The organism is Tessaracoccus sp. MC1679 (genome assembly GCF_014164775.1).
Lineage (GTDB): Bacteria > Actinomycetota > Actinomycetes > Propionibacteriales > Propionibacteriaceae > Arachnia.
This window is the reverse complement of sequence record NZ_JACJGB010000012.1, coordinates 23509-40109: the sequence shown is the minus strand read 5'-3', so window position 1 is coordinate 40109 and position 16601 is coordinate 23509. Positions and strand designations below refer to the sequence as shown.

At 68.7% G+C, this 16601-nt stretch carries 19 protein-coding genes and 2 pseudogenes; 20 read left to right on the top strand and 1 reads right to left on the bottom strand.

Features of this window, described 5'->3' with window-relative positions:
* Nucleotides 1–110: 110 nt before the first annotated feature.
* The 20 genes and pseudogenes from H5398_RS15945 to H5398_RS15860 all read left to right on the top strand — a co-directional run bounded on the left by H5398_RS15945 (nucleotide 111) and on the right by H5398_RS15860 (nucleotide 16228).
* Nucleotides 111–368, top strand: coding sequence for a hypothetical protein (locus tag H5398_RS15945; RefSeq protein ID WP_182784852.1), 258 nt, complete (start codon nucleotides 111–113; stop codon nucleotides 366–368).
* 364 nt (nucleotides 369–732) lie between these two features.
* A pseudogene (locus H5398_RS17975) lies at nucleotides 733–843 on the top strand (type IV toxin-antitoxin system AbiEi family antitoxin domain-containing protein); the annotation flags it as partial.
* A gap of 186 nt (nucleotides 844–1029) precedes the next feature.
* Entirely contained in the window at nucleotides 1030–1299 is a 270-nt protein-coding gene (locus tag H5398_RS17970) for a hypothetical protein (protein WP_370586157.1), read from the top strand.
* Nucleotides 1296–2159 carry a nucleotidyl transferase AbiEii/AbiGii toxin family protein gene (locus H5398_RS15935; protein WP_182800755.1) on the top strand — a complete coding sequence of 288 codons (864 nt, stop codon included), beginning with the start codon at nucleotides 1296–1298 and terminating at the stop codon, nucleotides 2157–2159. Before H5398_RS17970 ends, H5398_RS15935 begins: the two co-directional genes overlap by 4 nt.
* Nucleotides 2160–2194: 35 nt before the next feature.
* A pseudogene (locus H5398_RS17965) lies at nucleotides 2195–2473 on the top strand (MucR family transcriptional regulator); the annotation flags it as partial.
* A gap of 54 nt (nucleotides 2474–2527) precedes the next feature.
* Nucleotides 2528–2812 carry a hypothetical protein gene (locus tag H5398_RS17570; RefSeq protein WP_255443812.1) on the top strand — a complete coding sequence of 95 codons (285 nt, stop codon included), beginning with the start codon at nucleotides 2528–2530 and terminating at the stop codon, nucleotides 2810–2812.
* 313 nt (nucleotides 2813–3125) lie between these two features.
* Nucleotides 3126–3902: a hypothetical protein gene (locus H5398_RS15925; protein ID WP_182800753.1), complete on the top strand. Its 777-nt coding sequence runs from the start codon at nucleotides 3126–3128 to the stop codon at nucleotides 3900–3902.
* A 356-nt stretch (nucleotides 3903–4258) separates the two neighbouring features.
* Nucleotides 4259–4678 carry a hypothetical protein gene (locus H5398_RS15920; RefSeq protein WP_182800752.1) on the top strand — a complete coding sequence of 140 codons (420 nt, stop codon included), beginning with the start codon at nucleotides 4259–4261 and terminating at the stop codon, nucleotides 4676–4678.
* Nucleotides 4679–5062: 384 nt separating this feature from the next.
* The gene (locus H5398_RS15915; RefSeq protein WP_182800751.1) at nucleotides 5063–5233 is read left to right on the top strand and encodes a hypothetical protein; all 171 of its coding nucleotides are present in this window, start codon (nucleotides 5063–5065) and stop codon (nucleotides 5231–5233) included.
* Nucleotides 5230–5970 (top strand): hypothetical protein, encoded by a 741-nt coding sequence (locus H5398_RS15910; protein WP_182800750.1) that lies wholly within the window; start codon nucleotides 5230–5232, stop codon nucleotides 5968–5970. Before H5398_RS15915 ends, H5398_RS15910 begins: the two co-directional genes overlap by 4 nt.
* Nucleotides 5967–6299, top strand: a complete 333-nt coding sequence (locus H5398_RS15905) for a hypothetical protein (protein WP_139280153.1) — start codon at nucleotides 5967–5969, stop codon at nucleotides 6297–6299. Before H5398_RS15910 ends, H5398_RS15905 begins: the two co-directional genes overlap by 4 nt.
* 2 nt (nucleotides 6300–6301) lie before the next feature.
* Nucleotides 6302–7072, top strand: coding sequence for a hypothetical protein (locus H5398_RS15900; protein ID WP_182800749.1), 771 nt, complete (start codon nucleotides 6302–6304; stop codon nucleotides 7070–7072).
* Between the two features lies 1 nt (nucleotide 7073).
* Nucleotides 7074–8543, top strand: a complete 1470-nt coding sequence (locus H5398_RS15895) for a hypothetical protein (protein ID WP_182800748.1) — start codon at nucleotides 7074–7076, stop codon at nucleotides 8541–8543.
* Nucleotides 8524–10029, top strand: coding sequence for an SCO6880 family protein (locus H5398_RS15890; protein ID WP_182800747.1), 1506 nt, complete (start codon nucleotides 8524–8526; stop codon nucleotides 10027–10029). Before H5398_RS15895 ends, H5398_RS15890 begins: the two co-directional genes overlap by 20 nt.
* Entirely contained in the window at nucleotides 10029–11513 is a 1485-nt protein-coding gene (locus H5398_RS15885; protein WP_255443811.1) for an ATP-binding protein, read from the top strand. Before H5398_RS15890 ends, H5398_RS15885 begins: the two co-directional genes overlap by 1 nt.
* On the top strand, nucleotides 11513–12976 hold the full coding sequence (locus H5398_RS16945; RefSeq protein ID WP_220489595.1) for a M23 family metallopeptidase: 1464 nt from the start codon (nucleotides 11513–11515) through the stop codon (nucleotides 12974–12976). The genes H5398_RS15885 and H5398_RS16945 overlap by 1 nt, the downstream gene beginning before the upstream one ends.
* A complete protein-coding gene (locus H5398_RS15875; RefSeq protein ID WP_182800745.1) occupies nucleotides 12973–13509 on the top strand; it encodes a hypothetical protein in 537 nt (178 codons plus the stop codon). The genes H5398_RS16945 and H5398_RS15875 overlap by 4 nt, the downstream gene beginning before the upstream one ends.
* Before the next feature lie 269 nt (nucleotides 13510–13778).
* Nucleotides 13779–14222 carry a hypothetical protein gene (locus H5398_RS15870; protein WP_182800744.1) on the top strand — a complete coding sequence of 148 codons (444 nt, stop codon included), beginning with the start codon at nucleotides 13779–13781 and terminating at the stop codon, nucleotides 14220–14222.
* Nucleotides 14219–15652, top strand: a complete 1434-nt coding sequence (locus H5398_RS15865) for a type IV secretory system conjugative DNA transfer family protein (RefSeq protein WP_182800743.1) — start codon at nucleotides 14219–14221, stop codon at nucleotides 15650–15652. Before H5398_RS15870 ends, H5398_RS15865 begins: the two co-directional genes overlap by 4 nt.
* 15 nt (nucleotides 15653–15667) lie before the next feature.
* Nucleotides 15668–16228 (top strand): hypothetical protein, encoded by a 561-nt coding sequence (locus H5398_RS15860; RefSeq protein WP_182800742.1) that lies wholly within the window; start codon nucleotides 15668–15670, stop codon nucleotides 16226–16228.
* Nucleotides 16229–16258: 30 nt separating this feature from the next.
* On the opposite strand, the gene H5398_RS15855 is transcribed toward H5398_RS15860, so the two are convergent.
* Nucleotides 16259–16492, bottom strand: a complete 234-nt coding sequence (locus tag H5398_RS15855; RefSeq protein ID WP_182800741.1) for a hypothetical protein — start codon at nucleotides 16490–16492, stop codon at nucleotides 16259–16261.
* Nucleotides 16493–16601 lie beyond the last annotated feature (109 nt).

Here is a 16601-nt window from a genome sequence, read left to right as displayed (position 1 = left end):
ATCGTGACCGCGGAGAGGCGGAGGCCTGTGTGTGGACGACGCCCGAAACTGGTCGGTTTCGACGGGCGAAAACTGGACGGGTGTGGGTAGTTTAGCTGGGGGTTTCGGTGGTGGTGCGGATGCTGGGGAGGGTCGACGCCTCGGTTGCGGAGTCGGTAGCTGGCGCCTTTGAGGGTGAGGACGTCGGCGTGGTGGACGATCCGGTCGTCAGCTATCCACCCGAGTACGTCGACAAGCTCGTCGAGACCCTGCTGACGGAGCTTCTACATGTCCTCTCCGCCCAGAATCCCGGTCTCCTGCTAGCTCGCCCCAGGGTCTGCGGACTCGCTGACGAGAAGCGCCGGCCGTCGAAGCCGTTGACGAACTGACTCTGCCCTCCGCGGGGCACTGGGCGGTCGGCGCGGTGCGCTGTGGCGGGTCGCTTGCGCTCGGGGGTGGGGTGGATGGTGACCGCCGCAGGCTGCTGGTGTGTGCAAGCCTGGCTGCCCCTATGTAGCGCCTATATAGGGCGCAGTATGGACCCCTATATAGCGGTCGGCTCCATGACGGATCAGGCAAGCTCGGCTCAGAGGATCTGTAGGCGGGCTCGGAAGGGCCCCAACTCGTCCAGGAGGTATGCGCCGGGGATTACTCCCGCTCTGACGAGGGCACGGGGTCCTGTTCTGCACAGCCAACCCTTGAGCTGATCCGTCATCAGGTAGCATTAGCTGTCTACGGATCATTTCAAAGGGGGTGGGTGGGGTGGGGACGTTGACACCGGCTACGGCGCACCAGGTGGGTCTGTCTCGGAGTGGGTTGTATCGGGCTGCCCGGGATGGTCGGTACGAGCGGATCGCTCGGGGGATCTACGTGCCGGTTGATGACGCGGGCGTGGACTGGGATCTGGTTGAGGCCGCGAGGCGGCGTCGGGATGCGACGGTCTGTCTTGCCTCGGCGCTGGCCCATCATGAACTCACTGACGAGATTCCGGCTGGGTTGGATGTGGCGATCCCTCGTGGGTCGAGGATCCCTGCCGGCGGCGGTTCGATCGTGTGGCATTCCTTTGACCGTGACACGTTCGGTGTGGGACGTGTGGAGGTGCTCATTCCGGGGTCGGATCTGCGGATCGGGTTGTACTCGGCGGAGCGGTCGATCGTTGACGCGTTCCGGCTCCGCGGGGAGGTGGGCTACGAGTTGGCACGGGATGCGTTGAAGGAGTGGCTGCGGCGGGGCGGTAAACCGGCCCGCCTGGTTGAGCTGGCCCTCGTGTTGCCCCGTGCTAAGGCGCCGACGTTGGCGGCGTTGGAGGCGTTGACGTGAGCACGGGGGAGGAGGTGTTCCGCCGTTTGCAGGCGGCGGCGCGGTCGACGGCGTCGAAGACCGGGAGCCCGGCGCCGACTCAGGAGTATCTGACCCGGCATGTTTTGGAGTCGTTCCTCGACCGGCTGACTCGTAGCCGCCATGGTGATGCTTTTGTGATCAAGGGAGGGATCCTGCTGGCCTCGTACGGGTGGCGGCGAGCCACCAAGGATGTCGATGTGAACGCGATCTCTGCGGATGTGACGCCGGCACATCTGGTCGAGGTGGTGCGGGACCTGGCCGCGATGGAGCTCGACGATGGGGTTGTCTTCGACGTGGGCAGCATCGAGGTGGCTGAGATCCGCGAGGAGGCTGACTATCCCGGGTTCCGGGTGCGGGTCGGGGCCGGGATCGGGGTGTGGCGAGGTGTCGCGGCCTGGGATGTCTCCACCGGGGATCCGATCGTCCCGCCACCGCGGATGGTGCGTATCGAGCGTGTCGACGGTGATCCGATCGAGGTGCTCGGCTATGCCGCTGAGACCAGCATCGCGGAGAAGGGGGTGACGATCCTGGAGCGCGGGATCACGAGCACCCGCTGGCGCGACTACGTCGACATCGTCCAGCTGGCCGTTCAGGGGATCAACCGCGACGATCTGCGTCTCGCCGCGGCGGCGGTGGCTGCCCACCGGGGTGTGCTCCTCCAACCGGTCAGCCGCGTGCTGGCGGGCTACGGGCAGGTTGCCCAGGCCAAGTGGGCCGCGTGGCGCCGCAAGGAACGACTCGAGGCCGTCACGGACGCACTCCTTGACGACCAGATCGCCAGGGTGGCCGCTGTCCTCGACCCGATCTTCGGCCCTCCGAGCACCCGGGAGGATCTGTGACCGTGGGCGTGTCTCGGTGTGGGGCGTTCGGGTGCATGACGCTGACGGCTGGTCCGCTGTGTGTTTTCCATGCGAGGAGGGTCAAGCGGGGTTTGGGGCTGCCCACCGCGGCCGATCTGAGGGTTGGGGATCCGAGTGGCCGTGGCGTGTGGGGGAGGGTGGATCGCACCGCCGAGGGGGTCTTGTGTCATGAGTGTGGGCAGCGGTTCGCCAGTCTCGGTATCCATCTGGCCCGTTCCCATGAGCTCACGGTCCGGGTGTATCGGGATCGGCACGGGATCGCTGATGAGGAGTCGTTGGCGGTCGTGTCGGCGGGGCGGCCGCGGCGGCGCCCGCATCCGTGTGGGCGGTGCGGCACGATCCTGACGGTGCCGGGGAAGCTGTGCGACGACTGCCGCGCCACCCGCCTAACCGAGCTAGAGAACCGCCAGACGGCTCTGGCGGAGCCGAGACCAGTCAAGGCGCGGTGGCGGCGCCTGACCGGGGAGGAACGCGACGACCTGCTGCGGGCGGCACCCGAGGAAACACCGTCGTTGATCGCGTCGCTGCAGCGGAGCCGGGTCACGTCGGCGGAGATCGCCGCCGTCCTGGGCCGAAGCCAGAAATGGATGGCGCGCAACCATCCCCGCCCCGACTGGGGAACCCAGAACTGAGGGACCGCACCCGGCGTTGTGCACAGCGCTGTCCACCGCGGTGGGTGAAACGATCACAACGCCCCCGGAGCCCCGGGACAGTGAACGTCGGCGCGGCTAGAGACCCGCAGAGCGCCTGACCCCACCCCATAGCTCCATGCCTTGGAGCGTGGCTGTCCAGCGGCCTGGTGAAGTTTCGGGGGTAGGTTCATCGCCCGTAGTCAGACGCCGAATCGGGGTCGCGTACCCCTCGTGGGGCGGGGTGTGGGGGTAGGGAACGGGAGAGGTGCCCGCGGGAGGTTCATCGCGAACCAACCGCGAAAGGACCCCTGCGATGAGCGTGCGCGCCGCCCTCCATCTCGACCCTCTACTTCAGGCCGCCGACGACACCTGGCCGCATTGGACCAGGGACGAGCCCCTGCTGACCCGGTTCGCCTCGCACCGGGAGGTCGCGCAGTGGCGGATGGATGATGTCGACTGGCAGGAGGACCGGGAGATGTTCCTCGCGTTGGGCCGGCTGACGTTGGTGGAGGAGTCACGGACCGCCGCGACAGCGGTGCTGGTGTTCCTGGTGCTGCCCGCATGTGAGGCGACCGTTATGCGGCGGGCCTCCATGACCCCTGACGTGAGGCATCTGGAGGATGTGGCGGCTGGCTATCTGTGGACCGAGGTGGCGCAGTATCCGTGGGACGATCCGATGAAGGGCTGGATCCCGCAGGGGGTCGCCCGCCGCGTCGGTCGGGCGATCGACCGCGACTTCGGCTGGGGAGAGACCGCGGAGCGGATCTGGCGGGATCGGGCCACGCTGGACTTCGAAGCGGTGGAGCGCCTCAATCATCGCGGGGCCTACATGAGGCCACTGCACACCACCGACCTGTACTGGTGGGCGGTGACCGAGGCGGGGCTCAGCAGGGAGGATATGGATCTGCTGGTCGCGCTGGCGGTCACAGCCCACGAGGACGGGATCACGTCGCGGTCCAGCGCGGGTATCACCGCCCGCTCGGCGTGTGTGCAGCTGGTCCAGCCCGGACAAACCGTCGACCAGCTGCAGTACCGCGCCAGGAAAGCGTTGACGGTCCTCCGCGAAGCAGCCCGCAGCACCGCCGCCTGACCCATTCGACGGTCTGCCCGCGCACATCGAGGACTGCACACCGACCCTGAGTTCCACCGACACTGGTCGCCGCTCGAATCGGGTGAGGCGAGTCGGTGATCGATCTGTTGGAGATGATCTAGACCATGAACCCACGACGTGCAGCGGTAGTAGCCGTAGCCATGACCGCCACGTGCGCGGTCCTCGCCGGCTGTTCGCCGGGCACTCAATCTGCCGGCAGCCCGTCCACGTCCCCGACGATGGTGACAACCAGCGCTGCGCCGGCCTCACCCTCCACGACGCCGAGCCCATCCCCGAATGCCGAACCCTCCGGGAGCCAAGAGTGGTTCCCCGACCGGCCAGCCGGAGAGTCTGCGGTGCAGGCCAAGATCCGCGCCGCCTGGGAAACCCACGAGATCACCATGGACAAGTTCACCCGGAATCCCGACCTGACCGATCTGACGGAGATCCAGCTCGTCAGCACGGGTCAGGAAGCCACCGATTCGGTCGCTGGAATCGTTCGGCTTCGGAACAACAACCTGATCCGCAAGGGGTATGTGATCTTCCGTGACGCGGTGATCGCTGAGCCGACCACCGACACCGATGGAGTCACCACCTCGGAAATCAACTTCTGTTTCGACCCAACACACTTGCAGACCGTCGACATCGACACCGGCCAGCCCGGCGAGAGCGTCATCCAGCCCGATCAGACGATGAAGGTCATGGTCCTCATGGAGCAGATGCCCGACGGGAGTTGGCGGGCGGCGCTGTCCGAGACCGAATTGGCTCCGTGCTGAGAGGCTTCGATCACGGGCGGCCTCTTCCTCCACTGCTGCCGGCGGCATGACGCCAGGGTCACCAGATTGTTCCTAGGGCGTTCGTGATGGAGTGCCCACTCCGGGTCGGTGCCTGACGCCGGCTCACCGGGCATTGCTGCTGCGCTCTGAACACTCCGGCCCGCACGACGTCGCTGGCTTGCCCCGCCCCGCCGGCCCTTCAGCAGGAATCCTGCCTGCACCTCCCACGGTCAAGCAGCCGCTGGTAGCCGGCTTCCCTCCTGCCCGGCACGTAGGGGCTCCCTGTCTGCGTGGAGTCGCTGGAACTTGTTTACGCGCTGGCCGGGATTGGACCGGGTTCATAGGGGGCAGGACAGCACGAGGACAGCGAAAGGGGCCACGGAGATGTCGGATGAGGAGACGCAGCAGCTGATCGTTGCTGCGAAGGGCGAGGCGGAGGCCTGCGACCAGTTGGTGTTCTGGACCCAGCAGCTGCAGCACGCTCTGGATGCCCGCCGTCAGTTGCTGGATGTTCCGCCGGAGGAGCTGAAGGCCGCCTTGGGGGCGCAGCGATGACCACCGCCACGTTCTCGCTGGCTGAGCTGCGCGCCGCCTACACCGCCCTCCACTCCGGCGCTTTCACCACCGACCCGACCCCCCGACCCGAAACGGCCACCGCAGCAGCGATGGCGGAGCTGCCAGCTGCGGCTGAGGTGGTGGTGGGCGTGGTCGGTGTCTCGGGTGGTGTGGGGACCACGACGGTGGCGTTGGCGATCGCCGAGGCCCTCGGCGCCGGCCGCCTGGTGGAGCTCACCGCGCCGCACACCTCGGGGTTGGCGGCCGCGTCGTCGGCTGAACTCGGCCTCGAGGACGGTTGGAGTATCGGGTCCCGCGACGGGCTGCGGCTCGAGCGCCGCACCGACCCCGACGCCACGATCCTCCCCGACACCAGCGCAGGGGTCACGGTCCTGGACCTCGGCGCTTGGGCCGAGCCTCTGCCGGCGGTGTCTGTGTTGGTAGTGGTGGCGGCGTGTTCGGTGCCGAGCGTGCGGCGTCTCAACGCCCGCCTCGACACCCTCGAAGGTGTGCGGGTGGTGCCAGCGATCACCGGTGTCCCGGGAAGGGTGCTGCCCAAACCGGTCGGTTCGGTGTGCGGGCCGAGGCTGCGCGCCGCGGCAGCGGCCGAGGGGCGGCTGCTGCTGGTGCCGGAATGTGCGTCTCTTCGGGTTGGTGGGGTTACTGCCGATCCGCTTCCTCGTCGGCTGCGGTCCGCGGTCGATGTCATCAAGTCGTGTGTGGAGGAAATTTCATGATCGTTCAGTTCGTAGCCGAGGCCGTGTCTGCGGGTGTGGTGGTGCCTGCGGAGGGGCGGGGGATGGTGTGCCCGGTCGCGCCGGCGGGGGCGCAGGTCCTGGTGGACGAGTTCCTGGGCTGGTTCTCGTGGGCTCTGGTGTGGGTGGCGTTCCCGGCGGGGATCCTGGCGGCGGTGGCGGCGGTGATCATGGGCAAGGTGTTCTCGATGCCGCACGTGTCGAAGGGCGGCCTGATCGGGGTGTTCGTCGTCCTCGGCGCCGCCCTGCTCTACCTCGTGATCCCGGGCATCTTGTCGGGGTTCCTCGGCGACGGCTGCGTTACCCGCTAACCATGAGGCCCGATCGCGCGCACCTCACCTTGCTGGCCGCCGTCACTTCGGTGGCGTTGCTGCTGCTCTCCGGCCTGGGGTTCGCCGTCTACTTCGCCGTCGCCGACGACCCCACCACCCGCACAACGGGTCAGGTCGTCGATTCGCTGCCGGCCGGCGGCGTCTCGATCCGCGATGAGATCGCGGCCGCACCGATGCTGCCGGTGGCGCCGGCGGACGCGACGGGCGGCACCCCTGCCCTCGGAACCCTGCCGACGATCAACATTCCCCTGGTTGATCAGGTCGGGGCGGAGGGGATCCCGACTGGCTACCCGAAGACGCCGGAGGGTGCGGTGGGGCAGTTGGGGGAGATCCTGGTCTCCGTCCTCGGCTCGATGGATCTGGGTCATGCGCAGCGGGTGCAGCAGTCCTGGTTCGAGGACCCCACTGGCTCGATGGGGTCGTGGCCGGTGTTGGGGTTGATTCAGTCGTTCCTGACCGCCGGGAAGATGCCGGCAGGTCTGCCACCGGGGGCGTCACTGACGGTGATCCCCTCGGCGGGCCTGGTGAAGGGCTCGGACGGCGACGGCTGGCATGTGGTGTGTGTGTTGGTGGAGATCACCTACACGTTCCGCGACCAGGCCCGCCTGGCCTATGGGCATTGCGAACGCATGACCTGGCAGGGCGACCGGTGGCTGATCGCGGAGGGTGCGCATCCGGTGCCGGGGCCGTCGACGTGGCCGGGCACCGAACTCGCTGTCGCGGCGGGCTGGCTGCAATGGCGGGACGCCTGAGATGTGGGAGCAGATCGGGGAGTTGTTCGGTGATCTGGCCGCGGCGGGGGGTCAGATTGTGGTGGATGCGTGGGTGGCGATCTGCATGGCGGTGTGGGGGGCCGGGTTGTGGGTGATGCGGGCGATCCTGCAGCTGGGGGACTGGTTCCTCACCCCCAACCTCAACCCTGACGGGTCCTCGTCGGCGCTGTGGTCGGTCTACGGCCTCACCCTCTGGCTCGGTCTCTCGTTGGCGTTGATGCTGCTGATCGTGCAGCTGGTCGGCACCGTCCTCCGCCGAGACGCCCTCTCCCTTGGCGGCGCCATCTTCGGTGCGGTGAAGTTTCTGCTGGTCTGCGCCCTCTGGTACACCTACGGCGCCGCCCTGGTCACGGCTGTGGAGGGACTCAACACGGCGCTGCGGATCCAGCTGCTGGGCACAGCGGATCTTGCCGACTGGGAGCCTACCGGTCTGGACTTCACCGAAGGGGTGATGACCGGCACCACCGCCACCGTGCTCATGTTGCTGGGGTTGGTGTTGTGGCTGGCCGCGTTGGCGCATCTGGTGGTGATGCTGGGCCGGGCGGTGTCGCTGATCGTGATCGCCGCCACCGCACCGATCGCCGCGGCCGGACTGATGTACAAGCCGTTCGAATCATGGTTCTGGAAGGCGTTTCGCTGGTTCCATGCCGCCGCTATCGCGCCCTTGTTGATGACGCTGATGCTCGGGTTGGGGGTACATCTGGCCACCGGCGTCTCGCTGGGGATGGAGGACTCCGCCCAGGAGGCCGTCGCTCTGGCGTTGCCATCCGTGGTGATGATCGCCGTCGCGGCCCTCTCCCCGGTGGCTCTGTTCCGGCTGTTGGCGTTCGTCGATCCGGGCACCACCAGCGGGGCCTCGTTCCGCGCCGGCCTGGCCGGCACCACCGGCGCCTCCTCAGCCGCCGGCCACGCCCACACCGCTGTGACCCGCAGCAGCGGAGGCTCTGGTGGTGGGGGAGTTGCTGGTGCGGGGGAGTCGGCCACCGCGAGCCGTGCCGCTGCGGCGCAGAGCTCCAGCTTCAGCCCTGCCGCGGCGGGGGCCGGCGGCGGCGGAGCCGGGGGAGCCGTGGGCGGCTCCGCTGGCGTTGCTGGGGGAGCTGCAGCCGGCGCGGGTGCTGCAGCTGGTGGGGGAGCGGCCGCTGGTGCTGCTGGTGTGGGTGCGGTGGCTGGGCCGGTGGGGGTGGTGGCGGCGGGGGTGATCCTCGGCGCGAAGAAGCTCGTCGACGGGTTCCAGCAGGTCGGCGCCCGCGCCACCGGGCTGGTCAACGACACCACCTCCGGGATGGGGGCCGGCGACCCGTCCTACCCGTACGACCCGGCAGGCGACATCCGCCGCGCTCCTCATCCGGCGCAGCTCGGCGCCGTCACATCAACCCAGCCGCAGCGTGCGGCGCAGCCTCCTGTGGCTGTGAGAGAAGCGGAGGACCACAATGGCGGCCAGAACCTTTGACGCGTTCACCACCCCGAAGGCCGGCGTGATCTGGGGCCTGACCGTCCCCCAGCTGCTGTTCCTGTCGGTGGCGACGTTCCCGGCGTGGATGGCGATCAGCTCACAGCGCTGGCTGGCCGGGATCATGTGGGTGCCGGTATGGCTGCTGCTGCTGTTCCTCACCGTCGTCCCCCTCGGCGGACGCCCCGCCGTCGGCTGGCTCGCCGCCGCCGCCGCGTTCGCCATCGCCGGCCTGAACGGCTGGCTCACCTTCCGGTCAAAGGCCGCCACCGGCACCCTCCGCGACCTGGACGAGCTCGACATGCCCGGAGCCCTGACCGGCGTCGAGGTCCTCGACGGCCCACCCATCGGACTCACCCAAAGGCGGATCGCGGTGATCAAACACTGCGCAGCCAGGACGTGGGCGATCACCGCCCGGATCGAGCACGAAGGGATCGCGATGGCCACCGACGCCCTGTGCAACCGGTACACCGACGGCCTGACCGAACTCCTGGACACCGCCGCCCGAGGGGAGCTGATCTCCGAGATCCACCTGATGGTGCGCACCACCCCCGATGACTGCACCGAGCGGGAACTGTGGCTACGCGCCAACATCACCCCCGATGCCCCCGTCACGTCCGTGGCCACACAGATCGAGCACCTGCGCTGGTCCCAGGCCGGTGTCCACACCGAAGCCTTCATCACCCTCGTCATCCCCGACAACCGCCTCAGCAAAGAAGCCAGACACATGGGCGGCGCCACCGATGGCCGGATGAACACCCTCCTCTCCCTGGCCGCCGAGATCGGAGCAGTAGTCACCGGCCCCATCGGCGCACGCAACATCGAATGGCTCACCTCCCCCGAACTCGCGCAGGTCGTCAGGCTCGGGTTCGCCCCCGGCGACCGCGCCGGCCTCATCGCCGCCGCCCACGACGCAGCCAACGATCTGCAGGCGTGTGCTTCTGTGCCGTGGGCGCTGGCCGGCCCGTCACAGGCGTATGCGGCGGTTCGGCATTATGCGCATGATGCGTGGGCGACGGTCACTGCGACGGTGAAGCTGCCCGAGCGTGGCGCGACGATGGGCGGCTGGGGACACGTCCTTGCCCCCAGCGAGGCGGTGGAGCGGCGCAGCGTGGCGATCGTATTCCCGATCGAGAAGCAGTCCGCCGCGGACCGGAAGGCGGCCCAGCAGGAGTTCGGCCAAAGCCTCGGCCAAGGGTTGAAGGACCGGCTCGGAGTCCGCACCGGAGCCAAAGACCACCGCCGCCAGGCGAAACTGGACCGGGTCGAGGTGCAGCTCGCGATGGGCGCCACCCTCAGCCACCCCTACGCCCTCTGCTCCACCACCGTCCCCGCGACCGCGCCGGTGGCGGAGTTCGGCCGACGGCTGGATGCCGCGATCCGCCGCGGCGGCATGGCCCCCCAGCGCCTCGACATGTCCCAGGACCTGGCCTTCGTCACCGCCACCCTCCCACTCGGGGTCAGCCTCACCACCAGGCACCAATGATGGCCCGCAGCATCAACCGCCTCCTCGCCGACTTCGGCCACGACCTCCCCACAAGACCAGCCACCGTGGATGAGCGGCCGGCCCGCGAGTTCACCTCCGCCCCGCCGTGGCGCGGCCGACCAGTGAAGGGGGCGGGGTGGGTGGCGGCGCGGCCCGCGGTGAAGCGGTACCAGATGACCTCCGACCAGGCCGGCGTGTTCTGGCCCTTCCTCACCGCCAGCCCTCTGCCGCCGACCGGGGCCCCGATGGGCACCGACATGAGCAACGGCGCCACCTTCTACGTCGACCCCCACGGCTGGGTCCTCAACGACTCCATCCCCGTCACCAACCCCAACATCTTCGTGTTCGGGAAACCCGGCCGCGGGAAATCCGCCTGGGTCAAAGCGTTCCTCAACCGAATGTTCGCCTTCGGCTACCAGGCCCTGATCCTGGGGGATCCGAAGGACGAGTACGAGCTGATGTGCCGTCACTTCGGCGTCGAACCCTTCGCCATCGGCCCCGGCATGCCCACCCGCCTCAACCCCCTCGACCCCGGACCTCTCGCCACAAACTGGGGCCAGCTCGACAGGGAGGAGCAGCACCGCAGGCAGGCGATCATCTTCGGACGCTGGCTCGTCCTCCTCCGGTCGTTGATCGGCTCCCAGAGCATCGGCGACAGGAAAGTGGCGGTGGGACCAACGGAGGAACAGGTCCTCAAAGCCGTCCTCGTTGAGCTCACTCACGCCACCACCGATACCCGCGAGCTGCGGCCGATTGTGATCCCTGAGGTGTGGCAGCAGTTGCACTCACCCAGCGACCACCTGATCGCGGAGCTGCGATACCCGGACCGGCACACGTTCCTCGACGACACCCGCCTGTTGCGGGACGCGGTCGCGCAACTCATCTCCGGTGTGTTCGCAGGGATCTTCGACGCCCCCACCACCGTCACCATCGATTGGACTGCGCCGATCCAATCCCTGTCGCTGTCGAGGTTGATGCCGCTGGGCGACGATGCCGTCGGGATGGCGTTGATGTGTCTCAACTCGTGGGGCACCGCCATGCGCCAAGTCAGTGGTCGGCGCAGGATCAATGTCCGCGACGAAGTCTGGCGACAACTGCGCCTCGGTACCGGTGCCGTGTCCTCCTTCGACGCGGATCTTCGGCTGTCGCGGTCGCATGGGGATATTGAGATCGCCAACGCCCACAAACCCTCGGACTACCTTGGGGCGGGGCATGCCGGGTCGCAGGCGCAGCAGATCGCCAAGGACCTCCTCCACCTGGGTGACATCAAGGTCCTCTTCGGCCAAGACGCCGAGGTCGCCGACGACCTGGAGCAGCTCCTCGAGCTGGGGCCGGTCGCCCGCGACATCGTCACCGGCTGGGCCATGGGCGGCAAAGGCCGAGCCCTCATCGCCGTGGGGCCACGCCTCCACAAGGTCGCGCTCACCCTCCACCCCGACCTCGAACTGCCCCTGACCGACACCAACCAGAAACTGCAGACCTGATGTGGAAGGCACTTGTCGTCATTGCAGCGGCGCTGACGGTGCCTTTGGCGCCGATCCTCGTGTTCGCCGGCGCCCTGGCCGGACCCCAGACAGCGACGCAGACCGTCAGCGCCACGTGCGCCGGCTGGGCCGGCGACACCCCGGTCGGCATCGAGTTGGATGCGGGGCAGATGAACCGCGCCGCCCTCATCTACGCCGCCGCCCTCGACACCGGCGCAGGCCCGGCCGGTGCGGTGGTCGGGATCGCCACCGCCATGCAGGAATCGGTCCTCGGCGCCCACCCCGCCGCCGCGACCCCGAACTCGGACGGCGACGTCGGACTGTTCCAGCAACGCTCCCTGGTCGGCTGGTACGCCGACGGCACCACCCAACAAGAGAACCTCACGATTCTGGCCGACGACGCCTACCAGGCCCGCACCTTCTACCTCGGCCACACCACCCGCGCCGGATGGCACATCCCCGGCCTGGTCGACATCGACGGCTGGCAGCAGCTCACGGTCGCCGAGGCGGCGCAGAAGGTGCAGGTGTCTGCCTACCCCGACGCCTACGCACGCCACGAAGGCCTCGCTCGCACCCTGGTCGCCCTGTTCGCCGGCCAACCCGCAGGTCTCGCCCACTGCGGACCCCTCGACGCCGACCTGGACTGTGCACCCACGGGAATGCCGTCCGAGCAGGGCCAGACCCCCGACGCGCTGCGCGTGATGCGCTGTATCCATTCCAGATGGCCGCAGATCCGATCGCTGCTCGGCGTCCGCCCCGGCGACCCGAAAGATCACGGGACCGGTCGCGCCGTCGACGTGATGATCCCCAACTACTTCTCCCCAGCCGGCATCGCCCTCGGCACGGAGATCGCGGAATGGGCCCGCGCCAACGCCGCCGCGCTGGGAGTCACCTATGTGATCTGGCGCGAACACCTCTGGTCCACCGCCAAGGCCGACGAGGGCTGGCGACGCTGCGGCCAAACCGCGTCCTGCTACACCGGCCCCGACCCGTCAGCGGCGCATCTGGACCACGTCCACATCTCCGTCCACGGCACCCAAGGAACCGCCACCACCAAGGCTGCGTCGGGCTCGGTGGTGCTGCCCGTCGACCGCTACCGCCTCACCTCCCGCTTCGGCGACACAGGACCCCGGTGGAAGAAGGCCCACACCGGACTCGACTTCGCCGCCCCCACCGGCACCCCCATCAAAGCCATCACCGCCGGCACCATCACCCGCACCGAGTCTGCCGGCGCCTACGGCAACCTCACCACCCTCACCACCTCCGATGGCACCGTGTTCTACTACGCCCACCAATCCGCCATCACCGTCACCGTCGGGCAACGCGTGACCGCCGGCACCGTCATCGGCTCCGTGGGCGCCACCGGGAACGTCACCGGAGCCCACCTCCACCTCGAAGTCCGCATCGGCGGCACCCCCACCGACCCCGACCGCTGGCTGCGCACCCGAGGACTCACCCCATGACCCCACACCCAACCACCCACCTCCTCACCGCAGTGCTCGCCGCGCTACTGCTCTCCGGCTGCAGCTCCACCCCGAACCAGACACCCACCCCGGTCGAGACCACCGCAGGTCGGGCTCCCTCGCCCGGGGTGGTGGGGGAGAGCGGACCGACCGAGGGCTGGGTCGGCGCCGACGAACTCCACACCACCCCATCCACGGTGGAGGCGCATCCCCATGAGCCGCCCGAGGATGCCCAGATCGTGGCGGCGGTCACCGCGGCCAGCGAGTTCGTCGTCGGCTGGTTGACCGCCGACCAGCAGCTGAGACGTGAGCGCCTCGAGGGTGTGGCGGCGGAGGCGCTGATCGCCGCCTTCGACGACCCCCGCTTCACCCCCGCCGCCGGCACCCAGCACGGCCCCACCCATGTGATCGACGCCGATCCCATGCAGATCACCACCCGCCACCGCCTCGACACCGGCACAGCCGTCGACGTCACCCTGATCCTCGACCCCGACAGCACCTATGGCTGGATCGCCATCGCCATCACCCCCTGACAAGCCCGCCAAGCCCGCGGCTGCGGCGGCTCGCCTGAACGCGAACGGCAGCCGATGGTAGGTATCCACGATTTGCCTCCGCCGGGTAGTGTCCGGAAGCACACCCAAAGCGGTGTCGACGTCCATCGACACCATCCAGCCGGAAGCCTCCAGCGACCCCCCATCGCCGGAGGCTTCCGTGCTCCCCGGCCCAGGAACCAGCCGGCACGTGGCCGATGTGCTGAATGCGTTCGCGCTGTGGACCCGACTCGTCCGGGTTCTTCAGGGGTATGACAGATTCGCAGCATGACGACGGCTACGCCTGGACCTGGGAACCCGCCGTCGGCGCCCTCACCCTCGTCGCCCTCCTCGGGGTGGTGGCGGTCCAGGCCGGCCGCAGCCTCACCCTCGCCGCCGCCGGCGCCGGCTGGCACTGGCCACCGTCAGCCGCGCTGGTCACCAGCAGCTGGGGCATCCTCACCGGCAACCTCCACGCCGGCCTCACCACCACCCACGGCGTCGCCACAGTCTGGGTCGCGTGGGTGATTGCCGGCGCGGTGTTCATTGCCGGCCTGGCCGCCGCCATCGTCCTTGCGCTGCGTGTCACGTCAGGCCGTCGCTTCAAGGGCATGGCCACGGCCGGACAGGCCGAACAGCTCCTCGGACTGGGCCGTCTCCGCGCTAACCGGGCCGTGATCCGCCCCGACCTGTACCGGAAGGGTCACAGGCGATGAGGGGCAGGTTTGAGCCCACTGAGGTGGGGTGGCGGATCGGGACCAGCAAGGTCCCGGTCGGGGTCGCGTTGTGGCAGCCGTGGGACCGCACCGCCGGCGTCATCGGGGCCCAGGGATCGGGCAAGACCCTCGACATCCTCACCCCCGCCCTCCTCCAGGCCCCAGGCGCTGCCCTGGTGACCCTCACCAAACCCGACGACCTCCTCCTCACCCTCGCCGCACGCCAAGCCCGCGGCCCCGTGGCGGTCCTCGACCCGTTCGGAACCGCGCCAGGGTTGCCGGAGTTGATCTGGGACCCGATCGACGGCTGCGTCGACGCCACCGTCGCGGAGAAGCGAGCCAAAGCATTCTGCGCCGGCACCCTCGGAAGTGGGGGAGACGGGGCCGACTCCGCCGCCCGCTTCTACGCCGCCGAAGCCGCGAAAGTCATCCAGTGCTACCTGCACGCCGCAGCCTTGGCCGGCTACACGCTGAACGACGTCCTCGAATGGTCCGCGAACCCCCGCACCGCCACCCTCCCCTCGGAGATCCTGCGCTCGCACCCGATGGCAGAACCGAACTGGTCCGGACTCCTCGCCGGCGCGGTCACCAACACCGATGAACGCACCGCCGGCAACACCAAATCCACCGTCGACCAAGCCCTCGCCCTCTTCGCCACGAAGGACCGACGCGAACGCTGCGTCCCGAGCAACGGGCGGCCCGCCGTCGACATCGCCGACCTCATCCGCCAAAACGGCACCATCTACCTGCTCGGCCGTGAAGACCCCTACGTCTCCGCCTCCCCGCTCATGACCGCCGTCGCCGAACACGTCCTCGACACCGCCCTCCAGCTCGCCAACGAGAGCGGGTTCGGCCGGCTGTGCCCCCCGATGCTGGCCTGCCTCGACGAACTCCCCTCCACCGCACCCCTGCCGACCCTGCCAACGCGGATGGCGAACGAGCGGGCGTTGGGGATCTCGTTCATCTGGGCCTCCCAAACCTGGGCCCAGCTGACACGCATCTTCGGGGAACAGCAGGCCCGTTCGATCAAGGATCTGACCAACTCCCTGATCATCTTCGGCGGCTCCAAAGACTCCGCCTTCAATCGGGAGATCAGCGACCTCCTCGGTACCAGGCGCGTCATTCGACGGAACCAGCAGCACGGGCAGCATGGCTCGATCTCCACCCACGGCGAAGACACCCCCGTGATCCGCCCCGAACAACTCCGCGAACTGCCCACCCGCACCGCGCTGGTGGTGGCGGAGAACGGGAAGCCGATCCTCGCCACCCTCCACCGCGCCATCGACGGCAAACCCGGCAAACGACTCGTCGACCAGCAACGCGCAGCACGCCTGCTTATCGTCAACAGCCCCGACACCCACTCGATGAGCGCCGGGGAGAGAACCGCCATGGCGCACTCCTACGCCCGCCAACTCGGCCTCACCGACTGAAGGACCTGAATCGCTATGAGTCAGCTACTGCCCTTTCCCGACCTCACGCAGCGGATGCTCGCCGCCTACCTAGACCTCGCCGCGTTCGCCCGCGGGGGAGAGGCCGCCGAGGAGATCCTGGCCACAGGGGAAATCCTGCCCAGGATCTGGGACCTCACCACCATCGCCGACCCCGATCTGCGATGGGACTGCTGGGTGTGGCTGGAGGCCTTCGTCGTCTGGCTCAACTCGCAGCACGGCTGGTACTCCGCCGACCACACCCCTGGCTGCTGGCCCGAGCACCCGCCCCTAGTCCGGGAACTCGGCACCCTGGCGTTCCTAAGATTCCAGGCCGGCGAGTCCACCGGCCCGTTGCCGTTGGAAGAGTGGCACCGCTACGCCCTGCCCGGCTACCTCGACCGGACCCGGGATCAGCGCCGCGCCTGCGAGGAGAAGCACCAACCCTGGCCCGGCCGCGCCGCCCACACCCGCCACACCCACGACGACGCCGCGTCCCGGCGCCTTCGGCTGTTTCGTGTCGATGGTGACCTAATCTCCAACGACGGTGAGGAGACGGTCACCCTCAGGGCCCTCTAGACGCGTACTGTCGTGGTGAGGAGAGCAGGACTATAGCTCGATGGTGGAGATCCTGTCGCCACTGACCCAGCCCACCAGCAGCTCACCGTCCTCGACGCGCACCACCTTCCCCTCCCAGCGGCCAGCGGTCTTGCGGCGGTCGACCACCAGAGCAGGGACGGTGCTGTCGAGCCACACGTGACGCACCCTCTGCCCGTCGAGGACCCTTGGCGCTCGGCCGAGACGATCGCTGAGGGACCCGAAATCCGAGCGTTTCATGGTCATGCGAGGGACAGTACGCGGCATCTCCGACTACTCACGGAGTGTCGGCTGAAGCACCAGGATCGATGGACCCAGGCGGTCGGACCCGCCTCGGCGAGTGACACCGGTCACA

Bases quoted from the DNA above. Each gene is read 5' to 3' on its own strand.
- H5398_RS15925 (WP_182800753.1), top strand. From the start codon at position 3,126: ATGAGCGTGCGCGCCGCCCTCCATCTCGACCCTCTACTTCAGGCCGCC.
- H5398_RS15915 (WP_182800751.1), top strand. From the start codon at position 5,063: ATGTCGGATGAGGAGACGCAGCAGCTGATCGTTGCTGCGAAGGGCGAG.
- H5398_RS15910 (WP_182800750.1), top strand. From the start codon at position 5,230: ATGACCACCGCCACGTTCTCGCTGGCTGAGCTGCGCGCCGCCTACACC.
- H5398_RS15905 (WP_139280153.1), top strand. From the start codon at position 5,967: ATGATCGTTCAGTTCGTAGCCGAGGCCGTGTCTGCGGGTGTGGTGGTG.
- H5398_RS15900 (WP_182800749.1), top strand. From the start codon at position 6,302: ATGAGGCCCGATCGCGCGCACCTCACCTTGCTGGCCGCCGTCACTTCG.
- H5398_RS15895 (WP_182800748.1), top strand. From the start codon at position 7,074: ATGTGGGAGCAGATCGGGGAGTTGTTCGGTGATCTGGCCGCGGCGGGG.
- H5398_RS15890 (WP_182800747.1), top strand. From the start codon at position 8,524: ATGGCGGCCAGAACCTTTGACGCGTTCACCACCCCGAAGGCCGGCGTG.
- H5398_RS15885 (WP_255443811.1), top strand. From the start codon at position 10,029: ATGGCCCGCAGCATCAACCGCCTCCTCGCCGACTTCGGCCACGACCTC.
- H5398_RS16945 (WP_220489595.1), top strand. From the start codon at position 11,513: ATGTGGAAGGCACTTGTCGTCATTGCAGCGGCGCTGACGGTGCCTTTG.
- H5398_RS15875 (WP_182800745.1), top strand. From the start codon at position 12,973: ATGACCCCACACCCAACCACCCACCTCCTCACCGCAGTGCTCGCCGCG.
- H5398_RS15870 (WP_182800744.1), top strand. From the start codon at position 13,779: ATGACAGATTCGCAGCATGACGACGGCTACGCCTGGACCTGGGAACCC.
- H5398_RS15865 (WP_182800743.1), top strand. From the start codon at position 14,219: ATGAGGGGCAGGTTTGAGCCCACTGAGGTGGGGTGGCGGATCGGGACC.
- H5398_RS15860 (WP_182800742.1), top strand. From the start codon at position 15,668: ATGAGTCAGCTACTGCCCTTTCCCGACCTCACGCAGCGGATGCTCGCC.
- H5398_RS15855 (WP_182800741.1), bottom strand. From the start codon at position 16,492: ATGACCATGAAACGCTCGGATTTCGGGTCCCTCAGCGATCGTCTCGGC.